Below are 25,427 nucleotides of genomic sequence, written 5' to 3' on the forward strand. Positions count from 1 at the left end.
ATAAATCTTTGAAGTACTCAATCAACATTAATAAACGAGACTGGGACATAACTAATTGATAGAAAAAGAGAAATCGAAATAGCACGATTTCTCTGACCAAGTCATTCTATTTTCTTTACCTTTTTAAATAATGGTAGTGTATTTACGAAGATTTAATGGCGTCAAAACAGAACCTACTTCGTTTTCAACCTTATTTTTACTACGGAAAGGAAATCGAATAAAAGGAATATTTTTCTTTAAGAATCCAAAAATAGATTCCACATTGATTTTTCGTTGTCGATAGATGATACCATTTTTTTCTTCTGAAAGCTTATGATGAAGCCTAGTTAAATCAAAAAAATGAAAAAAGGGGTTTGAATTTAAGTATTTCTTCCGATAAAAGCCTTGGGCGATATTTCATCGATCATAAGAATTTTGAAGATAAAAGGAGAACTGTTACATGAAAAAATTATTTAGAAGCTTTAAGGGTAAGCTCTACATGTTATTTGCTCTTATCTTACTAATCCCAGTTATTTCAGTAGGGAGCTTATCGTATCTTTCGGCTAAAAATTCGATAAAAGAAGAAATACTTTTTAGTGCGGATGAAAGTGTTAAAATTTTGAATACGCTAATTGATAGTTCCATTAGCGCAAAAATAAACGAAATTACTTCATTTAGCAAGGAAATAGATTCTTCTAAGTACGAACAGAAGGAAACCACAATACTACCAAATTTTCAAGAATATATGAAGCTGAGTCCAGATGTTTTAAGTATTTATATTGGAACAAATGACGGAACTTTCATTCAAGAACCAAAAATAAATAGTGCGGATTATAATCCTTTGGAAAGAGATTGGTATAAAAGGGCTAAGGCATTAAACGGCGAGACTTTAATTACGAATCCTTACATAGATGCAGGTACTGGAGAAATGGTCGTAACAGTTGCTCGTCAGTTAAAAGATCAATCTGGGGTAGTGGCAATTGATTTAAAATTAACAGACCTTCAAAAAATTTCGGATTCTATAAAAATCGGAAAAAATGGATATCCTTCTATTTTTGGTGACAATAATTTGGTCATTTCGCATCCAACTTTAGAAGCAGGTGGCGAATTAAAAGAAAGTTTCCTCGACAAAATATACGACAACAAATCGGGAACGTTTGAATATGTCTTTGACGGTGAAGACCGTATAATGTTCTATACAACAAATGAATTAACAAATTGGAAAATCACAGGGACAATTTTCACCAAAGAAATTGACGAATCAGCATCACCTATTTTGAAAAAAACGTTTCTCGTCCTAATTGCTGCGATTGTAATCAGTTCGATTGTTTTCTTTTTTGTTATAAAGGCAATTATAAAACCGATTAGATTACTAAAGGATAGTGCAGTCACGATTAGTAAAGGCGATTTAACAGAGACAGTGACAATCACATCTCATGACGAGATTGGACAGCTTGGACAAGCCTTTAACGATATGCAAGACAGTTTAAGAACTCTAATTCAAAAAATTGAACAAAATGCCGAAGAGGTAGCTTCGTCTGCAGAAGAGCTAACAGCCAATGCTAACCAAACGAGCATTGCTACTGAAAAAGTGGCTATTTCGATACAAGATGTTGCGACGAGTGCTGACACGCAAACGACGAGTGCTAACAAAAATGCAGAATCATTACAGGAGCTTTCGAAGGCCATTCTTCATATCGCGGAAATCTCTTCTACTGTGACGGATCTTTCACAGCATGCAACGCTACAAGCAGATGAAGGTGGACAGGCAGTTCAAAATACAAAAGATCAAATGCAGTCTATTCATGTATCGGTGACCGATTCAAACACGAAAATTCAAACACTACATGAGCGTTCTAAGCAAATTACATCCATTTTAGATGTGATTACAAGTATTGCAGATCAAACGAATTTACTTGCTCTCAATGCAGCAATCGAGGCAGCAAGAGCAGGGGAGCACGGAAAAGGCTTTGCAGTTGTTGCTGATGAAGTAAGAAAATTGGCGGAGCAATCGCAGGAATCTGCACAGCAAATTTTCGAGCTCATTCATGGTATTCAATTAGAAACAGAACAATCTGTAAACATTATGGCAAAAGTGACAGAGGATGTTGAAAATGGACTACAAGTATCGGATGAAGCTATCACGAAATTCCAAGTGATTAAAACAAGCATGGATAAAATTACCCCAAAAATGGAAGAGGTATCTTCTGCCTCTGAACAAATGTCAGCAAGTGTACAAGAGGTAACAGCTGTTACGGAGGATTTGGCATTCTCCGCACGAGGAAATGCAGCTGCTTCAGAGGACGTTGCAGCATCTACAGAGGAACAATTAGCTTCAATGGAAGAGATTAATGCTTCTGCACAAGCGCTTGCGCATATGGCAGATGAGCTAAAACAGCTAATTAGTCAATTTAAATATTAAAAGAATAGCCAAAAACGCCATTCCAATGAAGGAATGGCGTTTTTGGCTAATTATCGATCTTCTTCTTCCCAGCATTCTGTATTTTTCAATGTTGGGATTGATTTTGCATAAAACACAGGATTTTTGCCAGTTTTCCGTTGCATAGTAAAGTCGTCTAAAACACGGAAGGCAATTTTACCAAGTAACAGGATGACTGTAATATTGATTAAAGCCATTAATCCCATGAAGAGATCTGCTAAGTTCCACACAAGCTCTACTTGCGCAAGAGAACCAAACATCACCATTGCAAGAACTATAATACGGTAGCCAAACATCCAACCTTTATGAGCATTCATAAACTCAATATTAGATTCACCGTAATAGTAGTTTCCAACGATCGAACTAAAGGCGAAGAAAATAATAGCAATGGCGATAAAGTAAGGAGCCCAGCTACCTACATGTACAGCTAAGGAATTTTGTGTAAGAATAATTCCATTACTTTCACCAGTATTATATAGACCTGCTAAAATAATAATAAACGCTGTCGCAGAACAAATCATAATTGTATCAAAAAATACACCTAAGCTTTGCACAAGTCCTTGCTTCGCAGGATGTGAAGTATTTGCTGTAGCTGCGGCATTAGGAACACTACCCATACCGGCTTCATTTGAAAACAATCCACGACGTACGCCTTGCATAATAGCGATTCCAATCGCTCCACCAGCTGCTTCACGAAGACCGAACGCTTCTGTGAAAATCAGCTTGAAAACGGCAGGTATTTCAGACAGATTTGTTACAACAACAAAAAGGGCTACTGCTAAATAGAAAACTGCCATCACGGGTACAAGTACTTGCGTAACTTTTACAATTCTATGTACGCCACCAAAAATAATCATGGCCGTTAACACAACGAGCATAATACCAATGATAGAAGGCTTAATATGAAATGCCTCACCTACAGAAGTTGCAATCGTATTCGATTGAACTGCATTAAATATAAAGCCGAAGCACAACGTTAAAAGGATACCAAAAATGACCCCTAATTTACGTTGACCTAACGCTTTTTCCATATAATAGGCTGGTCCACCACGGAATGTATCGCCATCCTTTACTTTGTACACTTGTGCAAGCGTACTTTCAATAAAGGCAGTCGCCATTCCTAAGATGGCGATAATCCACATCCAAAATACTGCTCCAGGTCCACCTACTCCGATAGCTAGAGCAACGCCTGTTATATTCCCAGTACCTACACGTGAGGCTGCACTAATCGTGAAGGCTTGGAACGGAGAAACACCTGACTCTCCTTCTCTTTTTTCCACTATTAAACGAAACATTTCAGGGAAAAGTCGAATTTGCACAAACTTTGTGCCAAATGAAAAATACAATCCCGCAACTAATAACAGTGTAATGAGGATATATGTCCATAAAACATTATTAGCATCATTTACAATATTCGAAATCCATTCCATCTTGCTTACCTCCAATCTCAATACGTTTTAGTCTACACTGTTTTTTTGCAATATATCCACTTTTAGAAAATACTGAATTATAGAAATAAAATTTTGTTGAAATATTTTTACAATAGTTGAAATATCTTGTTCGAAGGCCGGTGCAGTAAAGGAGATACTAGATGCTTGTTATACTCCATACAGGAATATGTCGAAATTTTATCGAGTAAGATTAACAAAGAAAAATGAATTGAACAGGAGGTTTTGTATGGGATTTTACGTTCTTTTGTATTGGCATTTTCTTGTAATGGTTATGGTAATGATGATATTTGCAGGAATGATCACGTTTATATGTCCTAGGTTTCCTTCTATAGTAGTATTGCTCATTTGTGGTTTAATTGGCTTTGTGTATTCCATATGCATTGATTTTAAGGAGGCAAGTTTGTTTTTTATCGGTATAAATCTTGTTGCTTCCTCTATCCCTATCTTATTAATTAGATACTTACTATTTTTGAAAAGAAAAGCCGAAGAAATGGAAGAACAAGGTTTTTAAAATGTTAAGTTTATTTTTTTGAAAATTCCCTTATTTATCTGAAGATTTTAGTATAATAATAAAATAAAAGGAGGGGTTTTCGTGAAAACTATTGGCATGATTGGTGGTATGAGCTGGGAGTCTTCTGCTGAGTATTACCGTCTTATGAATGAAGAAGTAAAGCAACAATTAGGTGGTTTACATTCAGCAAAATGTATTTTGTATAGTGTAGATTTTCAGGAAATTGAACATTATCAAGCTGAGGGAGCGTGGGAGAAGGCAGGTCAAGTGCTTTCAGAAGCAGCGCAATGTTTAGAGCGTGCGGGGGCTGATTTTATAATTATTTGTACAAATACAATGCACAAGGTAATCGATTTCATTGCTGCGAAAGTCGTAATTCCAATTTTACATATAGCGGATGCAACAGCCAATCAAATAGAAGAAGCGAGATTACAGAAAGTTGCTCTTCTTGGGACAAAGTACACGATGGAGCAAGATTTCTACCGAGCTAGAGTAGAGGGATTTGGCATTGAAGTGCTTGTTCCGCATGCGGAGGATCGTGCTGAGGTCAATCGTATCATTTATGAAGAATTATGCTTGGGTCGAATTGAACAAACGTCGAAGGACTATTTTTTACAGGTGATTAGAAACCTTGTGCAATCAGGAGCACAAGGAATTATATTAGGCTGCACAGAGATTGGATTACTTATTAAACAGGAAGATGTTAATATCCCTGTTTTTGATACAACAATTCTCCATGCACAGGCTGCTGTAAAGTTGGCTATTCAGAAGGGGGAGTAATATGCCTAGTAAAGTACGTGAAATGGGGGTTGTAATTGGTACGTTAGCAACAGGTGAGAAAAATTGCATTACGGATGTAGCTGGCGTATGTGTAGGGCATGTGACGCTCGATGAGAAAATTAATCGAGACGGCGCTTATGCATGTACAGGAGTAACCGCTATTTTACCCCATGGAGGAAATTTATTTCAGCAAAAGGTTACTGCTGCAAGTTATGTTATTAATGGCTTTGGTAAAACGACAGGGCTCGTGCAAATAAATGAGCTTGGGGTTATTGAATCACCAATTATGCTAACGAATACTTTTGGTGTTCCAGCTGTAGCTCAGGGAACGCTGCAATATATGCTAGATGCTAATAGTGAAATAGGGCATTCGACAGGAACTATCAATATCGTTGTTGGGGAATGTAATGATAGTTTTTTAAATTCCATTCGAGAATGTCCAATCACACCTGAGCATGCTGTAGAGGCGATTCGCAAGGCGTCAAATGAAACGGTAGATGAGGGAGCAGTGGGTGCTGGAAAAGGGATGATGTGCTTCGGCTACAAAGGTGGGATTGGCTCATCTTCTCGAATCGTAACACATGAGTCATCGAACTATACGATAGGCTGTATGGTCCTTAGTAATTTCGGGCAAAGCTCAGAGTTTTTAGCACATCAATATTTTACTGCAAACGCACAAAAAGAATCGACATTATCTCCGACAGATGGCTCCATTATTATCGTACTTGCCACAGACGCTCCGCTCAGTAGTCGTCAACTGAAACGTGTCATTAAACGCTGTGGTGTCGGCCTAGGACGTACAGGTAGTCATTTTTCACATGGCAGCGGAGACATTGTCATTGGCTTTACGACAGCCCACCATATCGCTCATAAATCAGATCAGCTTGTTGAAACACGTACACATCTACGAGAGGAACATCCTATCATGAATCAATTATTCGCTGCAGCTGCAGAAGCAACTGAGGAAGCCATTTTAAATTCACTATCACAGGCAAAGACAACAATTGGTCGTAATGGACATAAAGTTGAAGCGTATACATTTTTATGACTGCTTTGTTTAACTTGATTGTGGTTTTTATCAAATTAAAAGCGTATTCGAGAATTTTCGGATACGCTGGTTTTTGAGTGCGAATATATAAAAATCTACCTTTATAACGTTTCAATCTTTTGAAAGATCTCTATGTAAAGGATATCTAACCACTTTCACCTTTTAAATACAAATACCACGCATCTTCTCTATTTGCCTCGTTATCAGTTAGATGAATTGTTGATGAGAACCATTTTTTAAAGATTTTCAATGAGGTAGCTCTTTCTCTTGTAAATGGAAAATGACGTTTTGTTGAATCGGATATAATAGGCATTTTAGATTATTATAAACTTTAACAAATTTATCATCTGAAGCTTCTTCAAACATCACTGGTGTTTTCATTACAGCATCAAAATCACAAGAGGCTAGTTATGGAGCAGTTGAAGATAAGATAAAAAACACTGTAGTTTCGATTTATATGAAGGTCTATATTAGGGCAGATATTGAAGGCATTAAAAAGAGGTACTAATACGGTACCCCCACTAATCTGTATATGGTTTACTGCTACCCCCTCAGGAACTACACCCACTGGAATTATCGCGATTTTCTCATTAGATTCAGAATTATTCTTTTTAAATTAGAAAAACCTACGTATCCAGTAATAATTGCGTGAACTTAGCAAGTTTACCTTTTACTTCTTAACTGTGCGAGCAATCTAACAAATAGAATATCCGGGTTTTTCGAAATATATATGTCTCAGAGATTTTCTACAGCAGCTGACAAGTTTTGACCAAACAAGTTATAAGCTTCAGTGTCAGGAATTTCAGTGTTCTGTGAAGTAGAGATAAATTCATCAAACGCACGGTTTAGATCTCCCTGCATTATCCAACGAACCGTATTTGAAAAAATAGCTACTAAGTCGTCACTGATATTTTGGAGCAACGGATACTTTGTGAGTAGATTGGCAATTTGCGAGTCAATATTCAATGTTTTTGACGACAAAGGTCGTTTCTTTTTGATGTCTAAAAATAGCAATAGTAGCTGGTCATCCGGCTTATTTACGGCACGATACGCGATGATTTCCATTTCTGTTAACGAAGGATCATCTACATTACGGGTTTTATACCAAGATTGAAAACGTTTAATAATGCTATTGTAGTCTTTTCGTAGAACATATGGTATCATATCAGGAATTTTCAATAGTAAATACTTCATCGTTTCTTTTTTTATAAACTGAGATAAGTGTGGATAGATGGTCATAAGTATTTCAACGGTCATTTCAGCGCTGTTGTAGGCTCGATTTTTTTTTTGCGCAAGAACAAGCCAGTTTACAACGGGAGTGCGCAGTAAATCCAACTCCTTATCAGGATAATCGATTTGTTGGAACAGTTTCTTGGTTTTTTCGTGGGTTAATACATCATATAGGGTTTGCAGTTTTGCATAGTTTGTCAAGGTTTCCTTAAATATAATGGCTATCGTGTCGTTTATTCCGTTATAGTAGACAACATGAAGAAACTGTTCGTTTTGCGGGCTGATGGCTCCGCACTTATCAATCAGAAACGCGCGTGCTATATCGTCAAGTATACGGTCGCAAGTAATACGAGTAGCGTCTAACTGATACGAAGAAGATTTTGGATTCATATAGTATTTATGTAATGAGTCTGCGAGGATTCCGACACGGCTGGCATTACGAAAGTTTTCAATTGTAAACAGTGTATCTGCACCGTAGTGCATACTTGGCATACGTGAAAAATCAAACCTGCGTAAAACCGACACCTTGTAAAGTTTGCACCATACTGTCCTCATAAACTGATGATAATCAGAAAAATATGTGTTAAACATTTCTGGTGTATCTAATATGAGGTTTTGATCCAATCTTCGAACAGCAATGAGATCCTTGTTTGTTTCATCGATAAAATCATGTCCACAAGCGGCAACGTCGAGATTGTAATTTGATATAAATCGTACCATGTTCGTTAAGAAATTCGTTTTATATTCATCGTCTGCATCGAGAAAACAGAAATAATCGCCTTCGTCATAATTCTCAATGATTTCTGTCCAACTATGTCCTTTTTCATGAACATGATTCTGGTTGTTTCTAAGCGCAATAATTCGCGAATCTTTGGAAGCATATTGTTTTATGATTTCGCCCGTTCCATCTGTCGAAGCATTATCTAATAAATACCAAACCCAATTCTGCTCAGTCTGGGCAATAACGCTTTCAATCGCGCGCGCCATCGTTTTTTCTGCATTATAAGCATATGTGTAGAAAATACACTTTTTCAAGCAACATCATCCCCTAAGAATAAAAATATTTTCATAAAACGTTTTTTCCCCAGCTCCTATAGATTATGTGGGTTTATACAGAATGTTTCTTTGTACATTAAGAGACTTCTTGTAGTTACCACAAATGCGTGTACAATTTGAATCTGCCAACGTGCATGCGTCGGTTCTATCAATTTGGAAACATATCTTTTGGCGACTGCATTTTTTTACACTCCCTTATCAGCTAGGTAATTCGTCATATATTCTAGTTGCTTTTCAAAGCCCATAAAGTGGTTTGATTTGATGTTCTCACACATACGTTGCATAAAAGCGAACAAAGATTTTTCAATATCTTCAACAATTTCCGGTGCACGTTTGGAGAGGTATTCTGCCCGTGTTTGATACATCGCCAAATACTCATCAAGCAACTCCGGCGTCATCTGCTTGTTATGTATAAACGCCGTCATGTTGGACGAGTGCTTCCTAAAATAATACTTCGCGATATTCCACACAGCTATTCGCTCCGCTCGCTCAAATACCTTGTAGATAACGTGAATATCGTCCACCATTACATTGTCCGGGAATGACAGTCCCGTCCACAAACTGCGCCGAAAGATTTTGGGTGGTGGCGCGGCGTTGTAAAGGCGACGGTTTAATAACTCTCTTAATCCCTGTAATCTGTCAAAAACGAACCGAACATTGCAAATGAAGTTCGGCTCCAGCCTATCCCCGAAATCGTTATAGCTTCCACACATAGCAATGTCGGCATTCTCTTCGCGTGCAAGATCGGCGAGAAACGAGAGCATCGATGGCTCGCATCGGTCGTCGTCATCCACAAAAATAACATATTCGCCTGTAGCAGCAGCAAGACCGCTGTTGCGTCCAAACGATGCACCGATGTTTTGCGAAATTGTTAATAGTTTCACCCGCGCATCCACTTCCGCGTAAGCAGTACAGAGTTCCGCTGTACCGTCTGTTGAACCATTGTTGACTAGAATTAGCTCATAATCACTAAATGTCTGATTCCGTAGGGAGTCCAGCATAGCTGGCAGGTACTGCTCACGGTTGTATGTAAGCAATATAACGCTAATAAACGGCATAGACACCTCTCCAGATGTTAGAATTCGACGAAAAGCAAATCGCTTTCATCAATACCAAGCGCGATAAACTGTGTCCTGAGTTCTTCCCTCACATTTTGGTATCCGGATACAATCAGGATTGTTATTGGCTTGTCACCAGCTATCTTCTTTACAGCGGCAGGAAGGTAAACAGGAATTCCATCAGCTAACATTCTATTTTTTTGTACATCGTTGTCAAAAAAACCAGAAAAAGAAAGGTTGCTTGCCTCAAAAGCAGTTTTTAAATATAAACCAATATGGCCGGTCGGAGCAATATATATATGTCCCTCTTTTGCTGAAACTTTCCTGGCTATTTGCTCAATTATATTTAAGTTTTGCACTTGTAAACTGGCAAGGCCCGCCACAGTGCCCTCTGATAACAGCGTATCAATTACAGAACAGCCGTAGTCTTCCGAGCTCGTGTCCGTATCTTTCAAATCTTTTTGCTCCAAGTATCTATCTATCGCGGAGGCGCTTTCGGCTATTTGTTCGTTGCTTACGGTGCATAATGCAGCAATGAGTTGGTAACGAAATTGCTCCATATAGACGCGGACAAAACCGCGCTCTTGTTCCGTTTTTGCCACACAGCGCATCAACAACGTCAAGGAGTGCAACAGCTTGTAGCACTCCGAAACAGCCTTGGACGGGGGGATCCTTGAAATTGATGAAGAACGCACACGGTATAAGTAAACCAACATGTCAACATAGTGTACCGAGCGCGCCGAGAGCAAAGTACGGATAGATACGTAGACATCATGGTAAATACTTGCTGACGTCTTTAAACGTTTTATGGACGCATTATAATTCGCCCGTAATTTTCGCGAAAAAATCAGTCGCCACGTTGCTACATTAAATGGCTGTACTTCGGTTAGGTATTCAAGGGCTTGATCCTTATCTTGCCCGTTAATACGTTCAGTTTGATAAAATCTGTCAGTAAAATTGATGATACTTTCCTCTAAAACCGTACTGAACTGCCCGAATAGCACATCGGGAGCACTGCTTCGTAAAATATTTGCGATTTCGCCATACGCGCCCGGAGCTAACATATCGTCGCCATCTATATAATGTATATATTGCCCCAACGCTTTTTGGGTGCCGTATATGACCGCCCTGCCGATTATTGATTCACCGGTCAGCGCGTAATATCGTATCTGTTTATTATGCTTTGCGTATTCTCTGCAAATGGCATCACTTCTGTCAGTAGAATTGTTATTAACCAAAACGATTTCATAATCATCAAAGGGCTGATTAATGATACTGTCCAAACACGCACCAATATAACGCTCTAGATTGTATACACTTACGATAAAGCTTACAAGCGGTCTCTGCCCAGACATTTGCATAGTTACACCTCTTTAATGATTCATTTTCCATTATGACCGTTTATCTCTAAATACCTCAAATACCGTTCTATTCCCGTACGCGTATCTACGGACGGCGTGTAAGCCAGTACTGTTTTTATTTTGCTCAAATCCGGGCAGCGGCGTTGTGGGCTGTCTGTATTGTAATGTTTGTCTGTATGCTCACTAAATAAGATGCTCCCATTATATCCGAAGATGGAATTCCCAACGGAACGGTATATCTCCGCTAATTCTAGAATCGTCATTTCTTCCTTGTCGTTACCGATATTGAAGGTGTCGTATCGCGCGTACAACGCGCATTTTAGCGACGCGAGCGTCGTATCCGAAGAATAACAGAAAGTACGAGTCGCTTTACCGTTGCTGTACAAGACAATCGGTTCATTCTGCAAAATATTCATCGCAAAATCCGCCGGGGCGCGTTTATCATTTGTATGTAGTCCCGGTCCGAAGCTATTGAACGGCCGTAACACCGTCACTGGAAAGGCTTTCTGATAATGAAAATTATAACAGAGCGTTTCGGCATACCGTTTTGATTCATCATAGCAGGAGCGCGGTCCGGAGCTGTTAACGTTGCCCCAATAGCTTTCTGGCGTTGGCACCATTTTGGGATCAGGATCGCCATAAACCTCGCTGGTAGAGTAAAACAACAAATTGAAAATACCTCTGCCGCTGTAAAAGTTAAGCAGGCGCCGCAGCCCAACAACGTCGGCGTCCATCGTTTCGATTGGATGCATTCTGTAGTAAACGGGAGACGCCAGTGACGCCATATGAAAAATAAGGTCCGCGTCGCCGGCAAACGAAAAATCCTCCTGAATGACATCGCCCTCGCGCACCGTAAACAGGGGATGGCTTTCTATTGCGTGGACCCACTTGGGCTTTCCGAAAATATAATTATCAAGCGCGTATATGCGTTTTACACCAAGTATCTGCCCAAATTGGGCAAAAAACTGTACCAGCATAAATCCAAGGGAGCCAGCAAAGCCCGTTATTAATATTTTCCTTCCTTTCAAAGTGCTGCGCTCGTACTCTGTTAATCCATCCATGATGCGCTGCAAGTCCTCAAGTAGAATTCTGTTATCCGACATATTGTTCACCATTCCTTATCTATACCAAATGTTTTGCCACTCCAGTCCAATTAACGCTTAATTTTCTAAGAAATATCTGCAATCGACGAAGTGTGTATCCGAAAAGGTCTTATCAATTCCTTTAAATTCATCCCAAGCGGTCACAAGTGCGACCGTGCCGCAAGTTTCGCACACCTCGTACGCTGACTCACAATAAGTAATGGGAAGTCTGTACGTGCTTTGAAATTTCCGCATGGCAAGTGGGTCATAGGTATAGATATTAACATAACCGTCGCGTATCAATGTTCTGATGATCTTCACCGCTGGGCTGTCGCGGACGTCATCAGAGCCTGGTTTGAACGATAGACCGAGTATACCGATTTTCTCAGTTTTTTTGCCTGTCGCACGGGCAATTTTTCGAGCAGTCAGGTCTGGCATTTCGTTATTAAGAGAAATTACACCTTCCAGTATTCGCGGCGTGAATCCCCGGCTTAGTGCGATAGCGTCAAGGGCAGCTGTGTCTTTTGGCAGGCAATACCCACCGTAACCACAGCCGGGATAGATGTAGTTGCTAATTTCTGCGCCAGCAAACCGGCTGTCCTCATACAGAATGCGAAACGCCCTTGCCGTTTCGATACCGCCAACTGCATCTGCGAGTAGAGCCATCTCATTCGAGTAGCTGATTAGTGTTGCAAGCAAGGAGTTTGATAGATATTTAATAAACTCAGCCGTGTTAGGCTCTACAAAATGAAGCGGCGCGCCAAACGGCATATAGAGCTCCGCAAGCACACTCTTTGCTGTATCATCTTTCACACCGCAGACAATTCTGTCAGCGTTCATAAAATCATCCCAGCACCGACCCTCGCGCAAAAACTCCGGGTTTACCACAATCGGATTGTTTGCTCCCTTCGCACGGACATGCGGCGTAACTCGTTCGCTAAGCGTTCCCGGTGGAATCGTGGATTTTACGACAAGCACACAGGCTTGGGAGACTGTTTCAAGAACTCTGTCAATTGCAAATAGCAAATATTCCAAATTCGCGCTACCGTTAGGTAGACTCGGCGTTCCAACACAGAAAAAACAGATGTCGCTCTTATACGCCGCTTCAATTGCACTGTCCACTAAGGTGAATGCTTTTCCGAGATTTCGCGCAAGCGCGTCGTCCAATCCTGGCTCGAAAAAAGGGACTTTTCCGCCGGATATCACTGCACAGTGCTCTTTGTTAATGTCATATCCGTACACAGAAAAACCTTTGTCCGCAAAACCGAGCGCAGTGGTCAGCCCGACAAATCCAAGTCCAAATACGGCAATACGCATTTTCTTCTCCTCCTATCCCGCATACAATAGGGTGTCAAAATAGCCATTCTCATGTTCACAGTGCACAAAGTTATAATCATTCTAATTACCGAGTATGGTCCTCGGTAATTCAGAAACCTCTTCTAGATTATGGTATATGTAAATTGTAAGTTTTGGTTTGCCTTGCTTGATTGTTTCTGTGGAACCATGTAGCGTCTTCAATATCCATTTTAACTTCTTTCAGCAAATGTTTTTTTGTACCGAAAGCATAGCGACAAGTACAGAAGTCTCCCACCTCAATAGGTGGTAGATGAATGCGAATTTAAGCTATTTTTCAGCGGGTGTTCAAACGCCCGCTGAAATAAAGGAACTTAGTCTAAGAACGCCAAGTCCTGTGGCAACGATTGAGTGACCAACCTCGTGTAAAGCCTCCGGCGGATGTCATGGAATCGGAAAGGAGTTCTGAAATAGGATGTTAGCCTAAAGTCATCGCATCCATGAGATAACGGCTAACTGACCTACATCACGTAGGCCTAAACACAAAGACGATTCCGGACGCAATTATGCCGAGGCATAATTGATTGAAAGGTGGCAATGCACTGATAATCAAGTGAACTACCAGACCGTAGTATTCTTTATGCTAGTTACGCTATAAATAAGTGACGATTCCGCACAGTTTGTTGCATGATGAGTAAAAAGTAATTCGTTTCCGTTGGTACCAGTGTGACATTCTGATTGGTGGATAGCCGCTTTGCTATAGTTATCTTTATCATCCAGTTCATCATCATATATACGGTATCCTCTGATGGTTTAGACTATCTCAGCACGATCACCGAAAAGATTGCATGATTTAATCCATCCATACTTTCCACTTCGCATTGCCACTTGCCCAATCAGCTTCGAGTGCCCCTTTATCCCGAGCCGTATCCATGCAGGACCAGAATTTGTTATGCTTATATACACCGAGCTTGCCATCCGCGCTCAAGCGCTCAAGCGGGCCACGCTCAAAAATCGTTGAATCTCCATCAATATAATCAAAGACTTCGGGTTCCATCACCATGAACCCTGCGTTTACCCAAGCACCTTCTTCTTGCGCTTTTTCATGAAAGCCAGTTATTGTACCGTCACGATCATTGATATTGAGAATGCCAAACCGCCCAGCTGGTTGAATCGCGGATAATGTGGCTGTCTTTCCTGAGTTTTCATGCATTTGTACCAGTTTTGTTAAATCAATGTCACTGACTCCGTCACCGTAAGTCATCATAAATCGCTCATTGCCAATATAGGGCGCAATGCGCTTAATACGTCCACCGGTCTGTGTGTGCAACCCCGTATCGACAACGGTGACTTTCCATGGCTCCACATCGTTTGCATGTACAATCATCTTGTTCTCAGCTGTAAAGTCAAATGTCATATCGCTACGATGTATATAATAATTGGCGAAGTATTCTTTTATCATATATCCCTTGTAGCCGCAACATACTATGAATTCGTTGAAGCCGTAATGAGAGTAAATCTTCATAATATGCCATATAATCGGTGCGTCGCCGATCTCTATCATTGGCTTAGGTCGTAAATGCGTTTCTTCACTTATGCGAGTACCAAAGCCTCCCGCGAGAATTACTACTTTCATACAAACCTCCATTCCAGCCTTGGATCTAAAAGACCGAAAGCTAATCAGTGTTTTAGCTCCTCTTTAAATGCATGACAATGAAAACTCCAAAAGTTTGAATGTGGTCATAAGTCCTGAGGAACACAAAAAATTGCGACTTGTTTTTATTTTTGGAATGATACGGGGGACAGGTTTGAGTGGTGACCATGCCACTTATTGTCTGTCGAATAATGCCATATCTCATAGAAAAGCTATATTAGAAAAGGGAGAGTTTTAAAGTATACAGATTATCTGATTACCTCCTCTTTTTCCGATATTAAATACAATATGTCGATAAATATGCTGGTATGAGGTTCTGGTGGAAAGTTTAAATATCCTTAAATTATCTTTATGAAAATTTATACGATTTAGAATATAATGTGCAATTCGTCGTATGTCGACAAGCTAAAATCTGAGCTCAGATTTTAGCTTTGTTTATATAAGGTATGAATCGTTTCAATCCTTTTTTCGTACATGAAACAATGACGAATAGTTTGAACCCTTGCTTACTCCAAAAATCGATGTATTACATGTCGATGATCTTGTTCAATGAAATTATTGCGATGTTTAATGGTACAGCGTTTGGTTCTGATACAAATAAACGAAGAGGAATTAAGCCTCCAAATTTCCAGCGGTACTTGAAGAATACGGTAGTCGATGAAACGTGGCAGAAACAACAACGAACCCTAGTTGGACTAAGCGCTTTTAGAATATTTTCTTTTTGATTTGAATAAACTGGATATTATCGAAGGGGAATTGGAGATGTGAATGGTAAACGAAATTTCGTTGGATTTGCTTAAAAATAAACCTAATTACTTAGAGCTGATTATCGATAAATGCGCTGAACTTCTAAAAAAATCCGAAAGTATTTCTATTGTTTTATTTGGTGCTGGCGAGATCGGGGTTGAATACCTGAAATATTTCAGGGCTCGTCATATAACCGACAGGCTTCTCTTTTGCGATAATGATTCAAGAAAGCGGGGAACTCAAATAGAGGGGGTTCCTGTCATAAGCTTTGATGATCTAAAGACAAAGTATAGTGATAGTTTTATTCTTATTACATCATATCAATACAGTGAAGAAATATCTGTTCAATTAAAAGAAAATGAATTGCACCACAACCTGATTGAACATATTGTCGCATCAGACATTGCTTTTTATTTAATATTCCGGAATTACTTTGCGGTAGTGAGTATGAATAGCACTGATTTTAACACCGTTTACAACATGCTTGCAGATGAACAGTCCAAGCATGTTTTTTATGAACGAATCAATTATTGTATTACTGGGAACCGCGAACATCTGATTCCTTTGAAAAGCGAGGCTCCTCAGTATTTCGAATCCGATATAATCGCATTGTCTGAGGAAGAAGTTTTTGTTGACGGAGGGGCTTTTACCGGCGACACCCTAGAAATATTTCTTGAGCAAACGGGAGGAAAGTATAAGCGAATCTATGCTTTTGAACCGGAGGAACTTAAACATAAACAGTTTCTTGACAAGTTTGCACAATTGGAAAATATTGAGCTTATACCGTGCGGCCTGTGGAGTCAAAAAGACCAGCTCCTCTTCAATGCACAGGGGAGTGTAGCCAGCGGGTTAAGCGCCAACGGGAATATTGAGATTCCCGTTATATCTGTTGATGAAGCGCTCAAGGGGGAGCCCGTTACGTTTATCAAAATGGACATAGAAGGTGCAGAGTTAGAAGCGCTCAAGGGGGCAGAGCGGACAATAAGAGAATATAAACCAAAACTTGCTATATGCGTGTATCATAAACCGTTGGATATCGTACAAATACCTTTGTATTTAAAGCAGCTAGTACCAGAATATAAACTATTTATGAGGCATTACAGCGATGGATTTTGTGAAACTGTATGTTATGCTGTCACATAAGGAGAGGGATATATGCCGATTCTAAGTGTTATCATCCCTGTATATAATGTTGAATCGTATTTGGACGAATGCCTTCAAAGCATCTTAAATCAGGTTGATATCGATTATGAAGTTATATTAGTCGATAATGCATCAACGGATCATAGTGGCCGTATCTGTGATGCCTATGCAGCACGTTACCAACATATCAAAACAATTCACCTGGATGTGAATAGCCTTCCTGCGGGGGCGCGGAATGCAGGTTTACGGATAGCAACAGGCAACTATGTCCATTTTTGTGATAGCGACGATTATTATGTGCATGGGATATTTTTACAAATCAAAGATTTATTACAGTGTTCTAGTCCTGATGTGCTTATGGGGCGGTTTGTTTGTGTACCGGAAAAAGGGGCGTACATTACGAACGACGTCACTCCCGATCCAGACGTTTTTAAATGGTGTTGTTCAAGTTCAATGGCAGAATACCTTCTCAGTTTGCCTAACCTGTTATGCACCTCTTGGAAATTGATTGTAAAAAGAGAATTATTATTGGCTAACCGCATTACGTTTCCCGAAGGATGCCATTCGGAGGATGAGGAATGGTTTCCGAAAGTAATATGTTGTGCCAATACATTCGCTTTGCTGCATGAGCCTTTTTATTGTTATCGACCGAGAGCAAGCGGATCGGTAACGGCAACGAAAGAATATTTAAACAGCAAGTCTCATCTCATCGTAACTTTGCATTTACTGAGGTTTCTTCATGAAAAGAATTATGAAGATGCCCGGCGCGATCTCATTTATTCGCGTGTTGACTTTCTACTTGGCTTATTCGCAACGCGTTGCGATACCTTTTGTAGAAGGGAGTTACATGAATTAGCTGACATCATTGAAAAGAATATGGACATTTTTTCACTGGTCGGAAAATTGCCGTGGAATTATTATTTATTTGAATTGATCGATGTGTATGGCCCTTTTACCGGATTATGTATGTACCGTACACTGGTTGTAGAAACGACATTGGAATTGTTGTACGGTCAAGAGGACAAAGAGATGATTTATGTATTTCCTACAGGATATAGCGGCGAAGGCACAGCTAGAATCTTGCAGAACGCGGGGTACAATGTAAAAGGTTTTTTGGATAACAGCGAGCAAAAAGTCGGCTGTGTCATCAATGGACTTCCTGTAAGTTTGCCTAGTACACTAGAACGAATGTCGCCAGAATTCCGGGACGGTATATTCGTAATCGTTACAGTACAGAGCGAGCATATTGCACAGTTGATAAAGAAGCAACTGAGGGAGCTGGGGCTTCGTGATTTCCAATTTGCCAGCAGAATCTATTAGGGTCACCATACATTACTATTAGTTTAGCCTTAATGATACAATGTCATATCCGTTCCTCTGTAAATGATACATCATCATTTTAGTGCGTGAAATAATAAAAAAATATTATTTAGTTGGAAATTGGCTGATGGTAATTCAATTTCAGTCACAATTAACCTCCATTTTGAGCAATGTTTATTCAAAATGGAGGTTTTTTTTTATTCCTTTCGTCGTTTTTTGTTTTATTTAGTAATCTTCTAGTGCAGCTTTGAATAAAATTCCTAAATAAGTGAAAAAACATGGTTTTTCGACTTTTGGGGAATACAATTGACTGATTTTGTTTAAACGGAAGAGAATAGCTGTTATTTTGTCATGTTACCTTTTTTATCTAGTCAATGATTTTAAGGTATGCTAACATTCACTTAAAAAACTGAATTATCTAAAAATATTTTTCGGAAACCTAGAAATGGGGTGTGGACAATACAGTACGCCGTTTTTCAACCCATTGAACCAGACAATCGTTCGATGAAGGAGTCAACGCCAGCCGTTCGTGAAAATGGGGAGCCATTCATTCAAATCAGAGAAGATCACCCTAGAATATTTATTGAGCCCATTTATTATCGGCAAAAAATTCCTAATAGTTTACGCGCAATTTATTTACGTGAGGGTGCATATGAGCGACTCACACAAGCACTATTGTTGTTGCCTAATAATTATAGCTTTATTTTATATGATGGCTATAGACCATTTCAGGTGCAGCAGTACTTGTTTAGTCATTTTTCAATACAAATGAAGCAACGATTCCCTCATTTTACCGAACAAGAGATTGACAAAGAAACGCGCAAGTATGTTGCGTTTCCAAGCATTGATCATGCTCATCTTGCACCACATTTAACAGGTGGAGCGATTGATATGACACTAGGTGATGTAAACGGTCATGCATTAGATCTTGGTACCGGCTTTGATGAAATAAGTGAAAAATCTGCGACACGCTATTTTGAACAGCATCCAGAGGAAAATAGGGAGGCATGTGAGCATCGACGTCTTTTATATAACTGTATGACGATAGCTGGGTTTACGAATTATGCAGAGGAATGGTGGCATTACGATTTTAATAATGTTTCATGGGCAAGACGTGTAGGTGCACAAGAAGCTACCTATGGAGCTGTGGAAGGTAAGATAAAAAACAATGAAGTAAAGGAGTTTCGATTTCTATGAAGGTCTATATTAGTGCAGATATTGAAGGGATTACTGGCACAACCGCTTGGAGTGAGACGGAGCTAAACTCGCCAGATTATCAGTTTTTCCAAAAGCAAATGACAAAGGAAGTAGAAGCCGCTATAGAGGGGGCTATTCTTGGAGGAGCGACAGAAATTTTATTGAAGGATGCTCATGATTCCGCACGTAATCTTGATATTTCTAATTTACCGGTCAATTGCAAGGTCATTCGTGGTTGGACGTATGACCCGATGTGCATGGTTGCGGGACTTGATAATAGTTTTGATAGAGCGATTTTTATTGGCTATCACAGTAAAGGAGGAAGTGCGCGTAATCCTTTAGCCCATACGCTTTGTGTTTTTGCGGATGTGAAAATTAATGGAGAGTACGCGAGTGAATTTTTAATTAATACGTACGCGGCTGCTTTACATGGTGTTCCGGTTTCGTTTGTCAGTGGAGATGTGGGGTTAACAGAGGACATTCAATCGGTCAATGAGAATATCATCACATTTGCCACAAAAGAAGGAATCGGAAATGCGACCATTAGTGTAAGTCCACAGCTGACGATTCAAGAAACGAAACGACTTGTCGAGGATTCGATGAAGGTGTCACGTGAAGATTTACAAGTGACATTACCTGAGCGCTTTGAAGTGGAAATCATTTATCGGGATCATACACGAGCATATCGAAATTCTTTTTATCCGAATGCGACGTTTAAACCACATAATACTGTGGAATTCGTAACGGATGATTTTTATGAGGTGCTTCGAATATTACAGTTCTTAACATAAGTAGTGTAAAGGTAGGTGAATGGATGAAAATTAAAAATATTGTCGTAGGGAAGGTAAAGGCACCGCTACTAACACCGTTTAAAACAGCACTGAGAACCGTGCATAGCATTCACAATATTGTCGTTTATGTTCACACGGATGATGGGCAAATAGGGATCGGTGAAGCGGCACCGACTGCAGCCATTACGGGCGAAACTCTAGGATCTATTTCGTGCGCAATAGAAGAGTATATCAAGCCTGCCATTATCGGGATGGATATTGAAGAATTGACAGAAATCATGGAGCGAATCGACAGCAGTATTTATCAAAATACAAGTGCTAAAACTGCGGTAGATATGGCGATTTATGATTTATTTGCGAAACACTATCAAACACCACTCTATAAATTATTAGGGGGCTATCGGAAAGAATTAATAACAGATATTACGATAAGTGTAAATGATGCTGAAGAAATGGTGAAGGATAGTCTAGCTGCCGTACAAAGAGGTTTTCAAATTTTAAAAATCAAGGTGGGGAAAGATCCAGTAGGTGATGTAGAGCGAGTTGTTGCTATTCGTAATGCGGTTGGACACGCCATAACATTACGAGTTGACGCGAATCAGGGCTGGACACCGAAACAGGCAGTACAAATAATTGGCGCGCTTGAAGATGCAGGTGCAAATGTTGAATTGGTTGAGCAACCAGTTCATTGCCATGATGTAGTAGGAATGCAATTCGTGACGGCTAATACATTGACAAATATTTTGGCGGATGAAAGTGTTTTCTCTGCTAAAGATGCCTATGAAATTATCGAGAAAAGAGCTGCAGATATGATTAATATTAAGCTCATGAAAACTGGAGGCATTTATCAAGCTCAAAAAATTTGCCACATTGCGGAGGCAAATGACATCCCATGCATGATTGGTTGTATGCTTGAGACTAAAATTAGTGTAAGTGCCGCCGCACATTTTGCCGCATCGCAGAAAAATATCACGATGGTAGATTTGGACGGACCAAGTTTATGTTTGAAAGATCCTATTGCTGGTGGTCCGTTATTTGAAAATGATCGAATTAGGATGACGGAGGCAGTTGGGATAGGATTTTCAAGTTGAGGGGGTTAATGACTGACAATAACATTCGGGCTTTTTAGACAGTTATTTTCCCGCTTATATTTTTTAAAACGGGATATTTACTGTCACTTTATGTAGGTAAATAAGATTACTAGGGGGATGCAAATTATGAAGAAGTATTGGATGCTTTTCGTGTGTCTTGTTGTAATGCTTTGTGCAGCCTGTAGCGATGACTCTTCAGGTGAAAAAAAATCAGAGTATCGCGTTGTCTATTCAGGAGAAATAAAAACGCTAAATTATTTAAAGACTTCTGAAACCAATGAGTTTGCTGTAGCGGCGAACTTAATTGATGGATTAATTGAGTATGATAAGTATGGTGTTGTACAACCAAGCTTAGCTAAAGATTGGTCGTCAAATAACGATGCCACAGTGTGGACGTTCAAGCTGCGTGACGATGCAAAATGGGTTACAAATGACGGGAAAGAGTATGCGGATGTTGAGGCTCAAGACTTTGTAGATGGCTTACATTATGTGCTTGATGCAAAAAATGAATCTTCAACAGCGTGGATTGCTACGGTCGTAAAAAATGGGGAAGCATTCTATAACGGAGATATGACAGATTTTTCGAAGGTTGGTATAAAGGTAATCGATAAACATACAGTAGAATACACTTTAGAAGCACCAACACCTTATTTCCTTTCAATGTTGAATTATGTCTGCTTCTTCCCGGTTAATGGTAAGTTTTTAGCGGAAAAAGGTGATAGTTTCGGTACAACTCATGAAAATATCCTTTATAACGGTTCTTTTGTTTTAGATAAATTTGAACCGCAAAATGAGCGTGTACTTGTGAAAAACGATAAGTATTGGGATAAAGACCAAGTACTAATTGATCGTATTCGTTATAAATACAATAAAGAAGCGGCTACCGTAGAACCAGAATTATTTTTACGAGGAGAAGTCGATACAGCCAGTATTCCAACCTCTGTTATCGATGAGTGGTTTAAAGACGACAAGAAAAAATCACAAATACGTCAAACACAAAATAACTTCTATACGTATTTCTATGCATTAAACTTTAACCCGCAATTTGATACAGAATATGAGCCTGACAATTGGAAGAAAGCGGTTAATAATAAAGATTTCCGAAAATCATTGTTTCATGCGCTCGACCGGGTATCTGCAATGGTAACTTTAGAACCTTATAACCCAAAAGATTTGCTGAGCAACACCATTACGCCTAAAAACTTTGTCAATGTTAAAGGGGTTGACTATACACAGTTAGCACCATTAGCTGATCTTTCAAAAAACGACTCCTTCAATAAGGAGAAGGCATTGGAATATAAGGAAAAAGCAAAAAAAGCGCTAGATGGAAAAGTTACTTTCCCAGTAAAAGTGTTAATGCCTTATAACTCTGGTATGCCAGATTGGGCAAATCGTTCACAAGTGGTTGAACAACAGCTTGAAAAATTATTAGGTACTGATTTTGTTGACATTATCATAGAAGCAGGACCATCTACTGGCTTTTTATCAGAGGTTCGTAAACCTGGTAAATTTGCTTTGATGGAAGCAAACTGGGGTCCAGACTATGCTGATCCATCAACATATACGGATCCATTCACTGCAGACGGTACTTATAATAAACCAGAGCTAGCTGAAGGTTATACAGAAGCAAATGGAAAATCAAAATATCAAAACTTAGTGGATGAAGCAAAAGCGACGATCGATACAGCAAAACGTTACGAGCTGTTTGCTAAAGCGGAAGCGTTCTTAATTGATGAGGCATTTGTCATTCCTTATTCGGTAGGGGGTAGCGGCTATGTTGCCTCTAAATTAAATCCATTTGAAGCTCAATACTCTCCATTTGGTGTGACTGCAGAGAAATTTAAAGGTCAGCGAGTTTTAGATAAACCAATGAGTAACGATGAGTTTAAAGAAGCTTTAGCGAAGTGGGAGCAAGAACGTGCCGATGCGTTAGCTAAAGCAGCAAAATAAAAAAACTAAAAGCGCTGAGTATTTATCTTCATACAGAAGACTCTAAGGTGTGGTTTCTATTTCACCAACTGAATGAAGATAAAACCTCCGGCGGATGTCATGGATTTTGAAAAGTATTCTGCGAAAACGGCTAACTGACCTGCATCGGTAAAAACGCCACGTCCTATGGCATTACCGAAATGACCGACATCGTGTCGGCTCTCGTGCAGACCTGAGTACAATTAAAATCCGGACGTAATTACGCCAAGGCTTGAATTGATTCGAGGAGATACCGAATAATAGTCGGCATCTCCTTCAGTCTTTCTGAAGAAGGAGGATGATGTGATGCTGGGGTATATAGGTAAACGTTTATTACAATCAGTTTTAACGCTGTTTATTATTATTACGATTGTTTTTTCATTACTACGGTTAATGCCTGAAGAGGGTTATTTAGGAGCAGCTGCAGATAAGATGTCACCTGCTCAACAGGAGATATATTTAACGAATTTAGGTTTACGTGACCCGTTACTTGTTCAATTAGGAAATTTTTACGCGAATCTGTTTCAAGGTGATTTAGGTAAATCCGTTACATATCGAACAGATGTACCAGTCGTCACGATTATTGCAGATAAAATCTTGTATTCTTTGCTATTTGGCTTAGGGGCAGTTGCGTTATCTCTTTTACTAGGGGTTCCACTCGGAATATTGATGGCACAGATGAAGGGGCGCTGGCTGGACCGTTTAGGAACTGGCTATATTGTCATTGTAGTTGCAGTACCAGCCGCTGTTTATTATTTAGTGATTCAAATGTATATTACAGAAATTTTCCATTTACCAATGCTCTTTGATGAGTATAGGCCTGTTACTTGGATTCTACCACTTATATCAATGGCGCTAGCGCCGACTGCTTCCTATGCTATGTGGATGCGCCGTTATATGGTAGATGAATTAAATAAGGATTATATCAAACTAGCAAGAGCAAAAGGCGTTAAAGAGCGTACTTTAATGTTTAAACATGTACTACGAAATGCCTTTATTCCGATGGCGCAATATTTACCTGCAACCATTTTATATACGATTATAGGCTCCATTTATATTGAATCCTTATATTCTATTCCTGGGATGGGAGGCTTGCTTGTAGATGCTATCCAACGGCAGGATAATGCGATTGTACAAGGCTTAGTGCTTATTTTCTCTTCACTTGGAATTATCGGACTTATTTTAGGTGATATTGCAATGGCCATGGTCGATCCGCGCATTAAATTGGGGAAAGGGGAGAGTGTACGTTAATGGGAATGTATTCAGAAGAAATAAACAATATGTCAGACAGATCACGTGAAACATTGTTCGAGTTTGCAGAAGTAGATGAGCGCCAAGCTGAAGAAACAGCCTACTCTAATTATTCCTATTGGCGTTCCACATGGAAATCCTTTTTGAAAAATCGCATGGCTGTCTTTCTATTAGTGGGTGTGCTTATCATTGTAGGTTTCACCATTTTACAGCCGTATTTACCAGCGCAAAAATCACCGACTGAAATATATTTAGATGAGCAAACAGGGCTTCAAGCACGTAATATTGCTCCAAACGCTGAATTTTGGTTTGGGACAAATTCCATCGGGCAGGATTTATGGTCACGTATTTGGGCAGGGACAAGGACTTCGTTATTTATTGGCTGTGTCGTTGCTATAGTAGAGGCGATCGTTGGTATTACAATCGGTACAATATGGGGGTTTTCGCGTAAATTAGAGGTACCCATCACTCAGCTATACAACGTCGTTGATAACATACCGACAACAATCGTGCTTATTTTAATGTCCTATATTTTGCGGCCAAGTATTTCAACTATTATTATTGCCATGTGTATTACGGGCTGGGTAGAAATGGCGAGATTTATACGCAATCAAATTGTGATTTTACGCGATCGTGAATATAATTTAGCCTCAAAATGTTTAGGAACACCTGATTACCGAATTATAGTGAAAAATCTATTACCCTATCTCATTTCCGTCATTATGTTACGAATGAGTCTAGCTATCCCATTTGCAATAGGCTCAGAAGTCTTTTTAACATACATTGGATTAGGACTACCGATTAGTGAGCCGTCTTTAGGGAATTTAATCAATGAAGGACGCGTTCTAATGATGTCTCCAGAATTAAGATATCAGCTCATTTTTCCAAGTATTGTATTAAGCATCATAACGATTGCATTTTATATAATAGGAAATTCATTCGCAGATGCAGCAGATCCGAAAAATCACGTATAAAG

General features: G+C 39.5%; 20 protein-coding genes. 12 read left to right on the forward strand and 8 right to left on the reverse strand.

Annotated features, from left to right (window positions below):
- Window positions 1-123: 123 nt before the first annotated feature.
- Window positions 124-393, reverse strand: a complete 270-nt coding sequence (locus MOK21_RS01045) for a transposase (RefSeq protein ID WP_308221855.1) — start codon at window positions 391-393, stop codon at window positions 124-126.
- 46 nt (window positions 394-439) lie between these two features.
- Between MOK21_RS01045 and MOK21_RS01050 the strand changes: the two genes are divergently transcribed.
- Window positions 440-2,401: a methyl-accepting chemotaxis protein gene (locus tag MOK21_RS01050; protein ID WP_249071984.1), complete on the forward strand. Its 1,962-nt coding sequence runs from the start codon at window positions 440-442 to the stop codon at window positions 2,399-2,401.
- A gap of 50 nt (window positions 2,402-2,451) precedes the next feature.
- Here MOK21_RS01050 and MOK21_RS01055 read toward each other — a convergent pair whose 3' ends face one another.
- Window positions 2,452-3,849, reverse strand: a complete 1,398-nt coding sequence (locus tag MOK21_RS01055) for an alanine/glycine:cation symporter family protein (protein ID WP_249071986.1) — start codon at window positions 3,847-3,849, stop codon at window positions 2,452-2,454.
- Window positions 3,850-4,096: 247 nt separating this feature from the next.
- On the opposite strand from MOK21_RS01055, the gene MOK21_RS01060 reads away from it, so the two are divergent.
- The 3 genes from MOK21_RS01060 (at window position 4,097) to MOK21_RS01070 (ending at window position 6,209) form a co-directional block, all read left to right on the forward strand.
- On the forward strand, window positions 4,097-4,381 hold the full coding sequence (locus tag MOK21_RS01060) for a hypothetical protein (protein WP_249071988.1): 285 nt from the start codon (window positions 4,097-4,099) through the stop codon (window positions 4,379-4,381).
- Window positions 4,382-4,462: 81 nt separating this feature from the next.
- Entirely contained in the window at window positions 4,463-5,161 is a 699-nt protein-coding gene (locus MOK21_RS01065; RefSeq protein WP_249071989.1) for an aspartate/glutamate racemase family protein, read from the forward strand.
- 1 nt (window position 5,162) lies between these two features.
- Window positions 5,163-6,209, forward strand: a complete 1,047-nt coding sequence (locus tag MOK21_RS01070) for a DmpA family aminopeptidase (protein ID WP_249071991.1) — start codon at window positions 5,163-5,165, stop codon at window positions 6,207-6,209.
- Between the two features lie 735 nt (window positions 6,210-6,944).
- Here MOK21_RS01070 and MOK21_RS01075 read toward each other — a convergent pair.
- The 6 genes from MOK21_RS01075 to rfbF all read right to left on the reverse strand — a co-directional run bounded on the left by MOK21_RS01075 (window position 6,945) and on the right by rfbF (window position 14,925).
- The gene (locus MOK21_RS01075; RefSeq protein WP_249071993.1) at window positions 6,945-8,474 is read right to left on the reverse strand and encodes a glycosyltransferase family 2 protein; all 1,530 of its coding nucleotides are present in this window, start codon (window positions 8,472-8,474) and stop codon (window positions 6,945-6,947) included.
- Between the two features lie 206 nt (window positions 8,475-8,680).
- Window positions 8,681-9,553, reverse strand: coding sequence for a glycosyltransferase family 2 protein (locus tag MOK21_RS01080; RefSeq protein ID WP_249071995.1), 873 nt, complete (start codon window positions 9,551-9,553; stop codon window positions 8,681-8,683).
- A 17-nt stretch (window positions 9,554-9,570) separates the two neighbouring features.
- Window positions 9,571-10,914 (reverse strand): glycosyltransferase family 2 protein, encoded by a 1,344-nt coding sequence (locus MOK21_RS01085; protein ID WP_249071998.1) that lies wholly within the window; start codon window positions 10,912-10,914, stop codon window positions 9,571-9,573.
- Window positions 10,915-10,934: 20 nt separating this feature from the next.
- On the reverse strand, window positions 10,935-12,017 hold the full coding sequence (locus MOK21_RS01090) for an NAD-dependent epimerase/dehydratase family protein (RefSeq protein ID WP_249072000.1): 1,083 nt from the start codon (window positions 12,015-12,017) through the stop codon (window positions 10,935-10,937).
- A gap of 57 nt (window positions 12,018-12,074) precedes the next feature.
- Complete coding sequence (locus MOK21_RS01095; RefSeq protein WP_249072001.1) at window positions 12,075-13,313, reverse strand: UDP-glucose dehydrogenase family protein; 1,239 nt, start codon at window positions 13,311-13,313, stop codon at window positions 12,075-12,077.
- Window positions 13,314-14,142: 829 nt separating this feature from the next.
- Window positions 14,143-14,925 (reverse strand): glucose-1-phosphate cytidylyltransferase, encoded by a 783-nt coding sequence (gene rfbF, locus MOK21_RS01100; RefSeq protein WP_249072003.1) that lies wholly within the window; start codon window positions 14,923-14,925, stop codon window positions 14,143-14,145.
- Between the two features lie 786 nt (window positions 14,926-15,711).
- On the opposite strand from rfbF, the gene MOK21_RS01105 reads away from it, so the two are divergent.
- The 8 genes from MOK21_RS01105 to MOK21_RS01140 all read left to right on the forward strand — a co-directional run bounded on the left by MOK21_RS01105 (window position 15,712) and on the right by MOK21_RS01140 (window position 25,425).
- Complete coding sequence (locus MOK21_RS01105) at window positions 15,712-16,833, forward strand: FkbM family methyltransferase (RefSeq protein WP_249072006.1); 1,122 nt, start codon at window positions 15,712-15,714, stop codon at window positions 16,831-16,833.
- A 12-nt stretch (window positions 16,834-16,845) separates the two neighbouring features.
- Entirely contained in the window at window positions 16,846-18,153 is a 1,308-nt protein-coding gene (locus MOK21_RS01110) for a glycosyltransferase family 2 protein (protein ID WP_249072007.1), read from the forward strand.
- A 450-nt stretch (window positions 18,154-18,603) separates the two neighbouring features.
- On the forward strand, window positions 18,604-19,350 hold the full coding sequence (locus MOK21_RS01115) for a M15 family metallopeptidase (protein ID WP_249072010.1): 747 nt from the start codon (window positions 18,604-18,606) through the stop codon (window positions 19,348-19,350).
- Window positions 19,347-20,141, forward strand: a complete 795-nt coding sequence (locus MOK21_RS01120) for a M55 family metallopeptidase (RefSeq protein WP_249072011.1) — start codon at window positions 19,347-19,349, stop codon at window positions 20,139-20,141. The genes MOK21_RS01115 and MOK21_RS01120 overlap by 4 nt, the downstream gene beginning before the upstream one ends.
- A 23-nt stretch (window positions 20,142-20,164) precedes the next feature.
- Window positions 20,165-21,232, forward strand: a complete 1,068-nt coding sequence (locus MOK21_RS01125) for a dipeptide epimerase (protein WP_249072013.1) — start codon at window positions 20,165-20,167, stop codon at window positions 21,230-21,232.
- A 126-nt stretch (window positions 21,233-21,358) separates the two neighbouring features.
- Entirely contained in the window at window positions 21,359-23,182 is a 1,824-nt protein-coding gene (locus MOK21_RS01130) for a peptide ABC transporter substrate-binding protein (protein ID WP_249072015.1), read from the forward strand.
- 324 nt (window positions 23,183-23,506) lie between these two features.
- Window positions 23,507-24,451 carry an ABC transporter permease gene (locus MOK21_RS01135; RefSeq protein ID WP_249072017.1) on the forward strand — a complete coding sequence of 315 codons (945 nt, stop codon included), beginning with the start codon at window positions 23,507-23,509 and terminating at the stop codon, window positions 24,449-24,451.
- Window positions 24,451-25,425 carry an ABC transporter permease gene (locus tag MOK21_RS01140; RefSeq protein WP_249072019.1) on the forward strand — a complete coding sequence of 325 codons (975 nt, stop codon included), beginning with the start codon at window positions 24,451-24,453 and terminating at the stop codon, window positions 25,423-25,425. The genes MOK21_RS01135 and MOK21_RS01140 overlap by 1 nt, the downstream gene beginning before the upstream one ends.
- The last annotated feature ends 2 nt before the right edge of the window (window positions 25,426-25,427 follow it).

Origin of the sequence: Lysinibacillus sp. BPa_S21 (assembly GCF_023337795.1) — a bacterium.
Lineage (GTDB): Bacteria > Bacillota > Bacilli > Bacillales_A > Planococcaceae > Lysinibacillus.

Excerpts from the sequence above, each read along its gene's own strand:
- MOK21_RS01105 (WP_249072006.1), top strand. The coding sequence starts at position 15,712 with ATGGTAAACGAAATTTCGTTGGATTTGCTTAAAAATAAACCTAATTAC.
- MOK21_RS01085 (WP_249071998.1), bottom strand. The coding sequence starts at position 10,914 with ATGCAAATGTCTGGGCAGAGACCGCTTGTAAGCTTTATCGTAAGTGTA.
- MOK21_RS01120 (WP_249072011.1), top strand. The coding sequence starts at position 19,347 with ATGAAGGTCTATATTAGTGCAGATATTGAAGGGATTACTGGCACAACC.
- MOK21_RS01130 (WP_249072015.1), top strand. The coding sequence starts at position 21,359 with ATGAAGAAGTATTGGATGCTTTTCGTGTGTCTTGTTGTAATGCTTTGT.
- MOK21_RS01125 (WP_249072013.1), top strand. The coding sequence starts at position 20,165 with ATGAAAATTAAAAATATTGTCGTAGGGAAGGTAAAGGCACCGCTACTA.
- MOK21_RS01050 (WP_249071984.1), top strand. The coding sequence starts at position 440 with ATGAAAAAATTATTTAGAAGCTTTAAGGGTAAGCTCTACATGTTATTT.
- MOK21_RS01090 (WP_249072000.1), bottom strand. The coding sequence starts at position 12,017 with ATGTCGGATAACAGAATTCTACTTGAGGACTTGCAGCGCATCATGGAT.
- MOK21_RS01135 (WP_249072017.1), top strand. The coding sequence starts at position 23,507 with ATGCTGGGGTATATAGGTAAACGTTTATTACAATCAGTTTTAACGCTG.
- MOK21_RS01110 (WP_249072007.1), top strand. The coding sequence starts at position 16,846 with ATGCCGATTCTAAGTGTTATCATCCCTGTATATAATGTTGAATCGTAT.
- MOK21_RS01055 (WP_249071986.1), bottom strand. The coding sequence starts at position 3,849 with ATGGAATGGATTTCGAATATTGTAAATGATGCTAATAATGTTTTATGG.
- MOK21_RS01095 (WP_249072001.1), bottom strand. The coding sequence starts at position 13,313 with ATGCGTATTGCCGTATTTGGACTTGGATTTGTCGGGCTGACCACTGCG.
- MOK21_RS01070 (WP_249071991.1), top strand. The coding sequence starts at position 5,163 with ATGCCTAGTAAAGTACGTGAAATGGGGGTTGTAATTGGTACGTTAGCA.
- MOK21_RS01060 (WP_249071988.1), top strand. The coding sequence starts at position 4,097 with ATGGGATTTTACGTTCTTTTGTATTGGCATTTTCTTGTAATGGTTATG.
- rfbF (WP_249072003.1), bottom strand. The coding sequence starts at position 14,925 with ATGAAAGTAGTAATTCTCGCGGGAGGCTTTGGTACTCGCATAAGTGAA.
- MOK21_RS01140 (WP_249072019.1), top strand. The coding sequence starts at position 24,451 with ATGGGAATGTATTCAGAAGAAATAAACAATATGTCAGACAGATCACGT.
- MOK21_RS01080 (WP_249071995.1), bottom strand. The coding sequence starts at position 9,553 with ATGCCGTTTATTAGCGTTATATTGCTTACATACAACCGTGAGCAGTAC.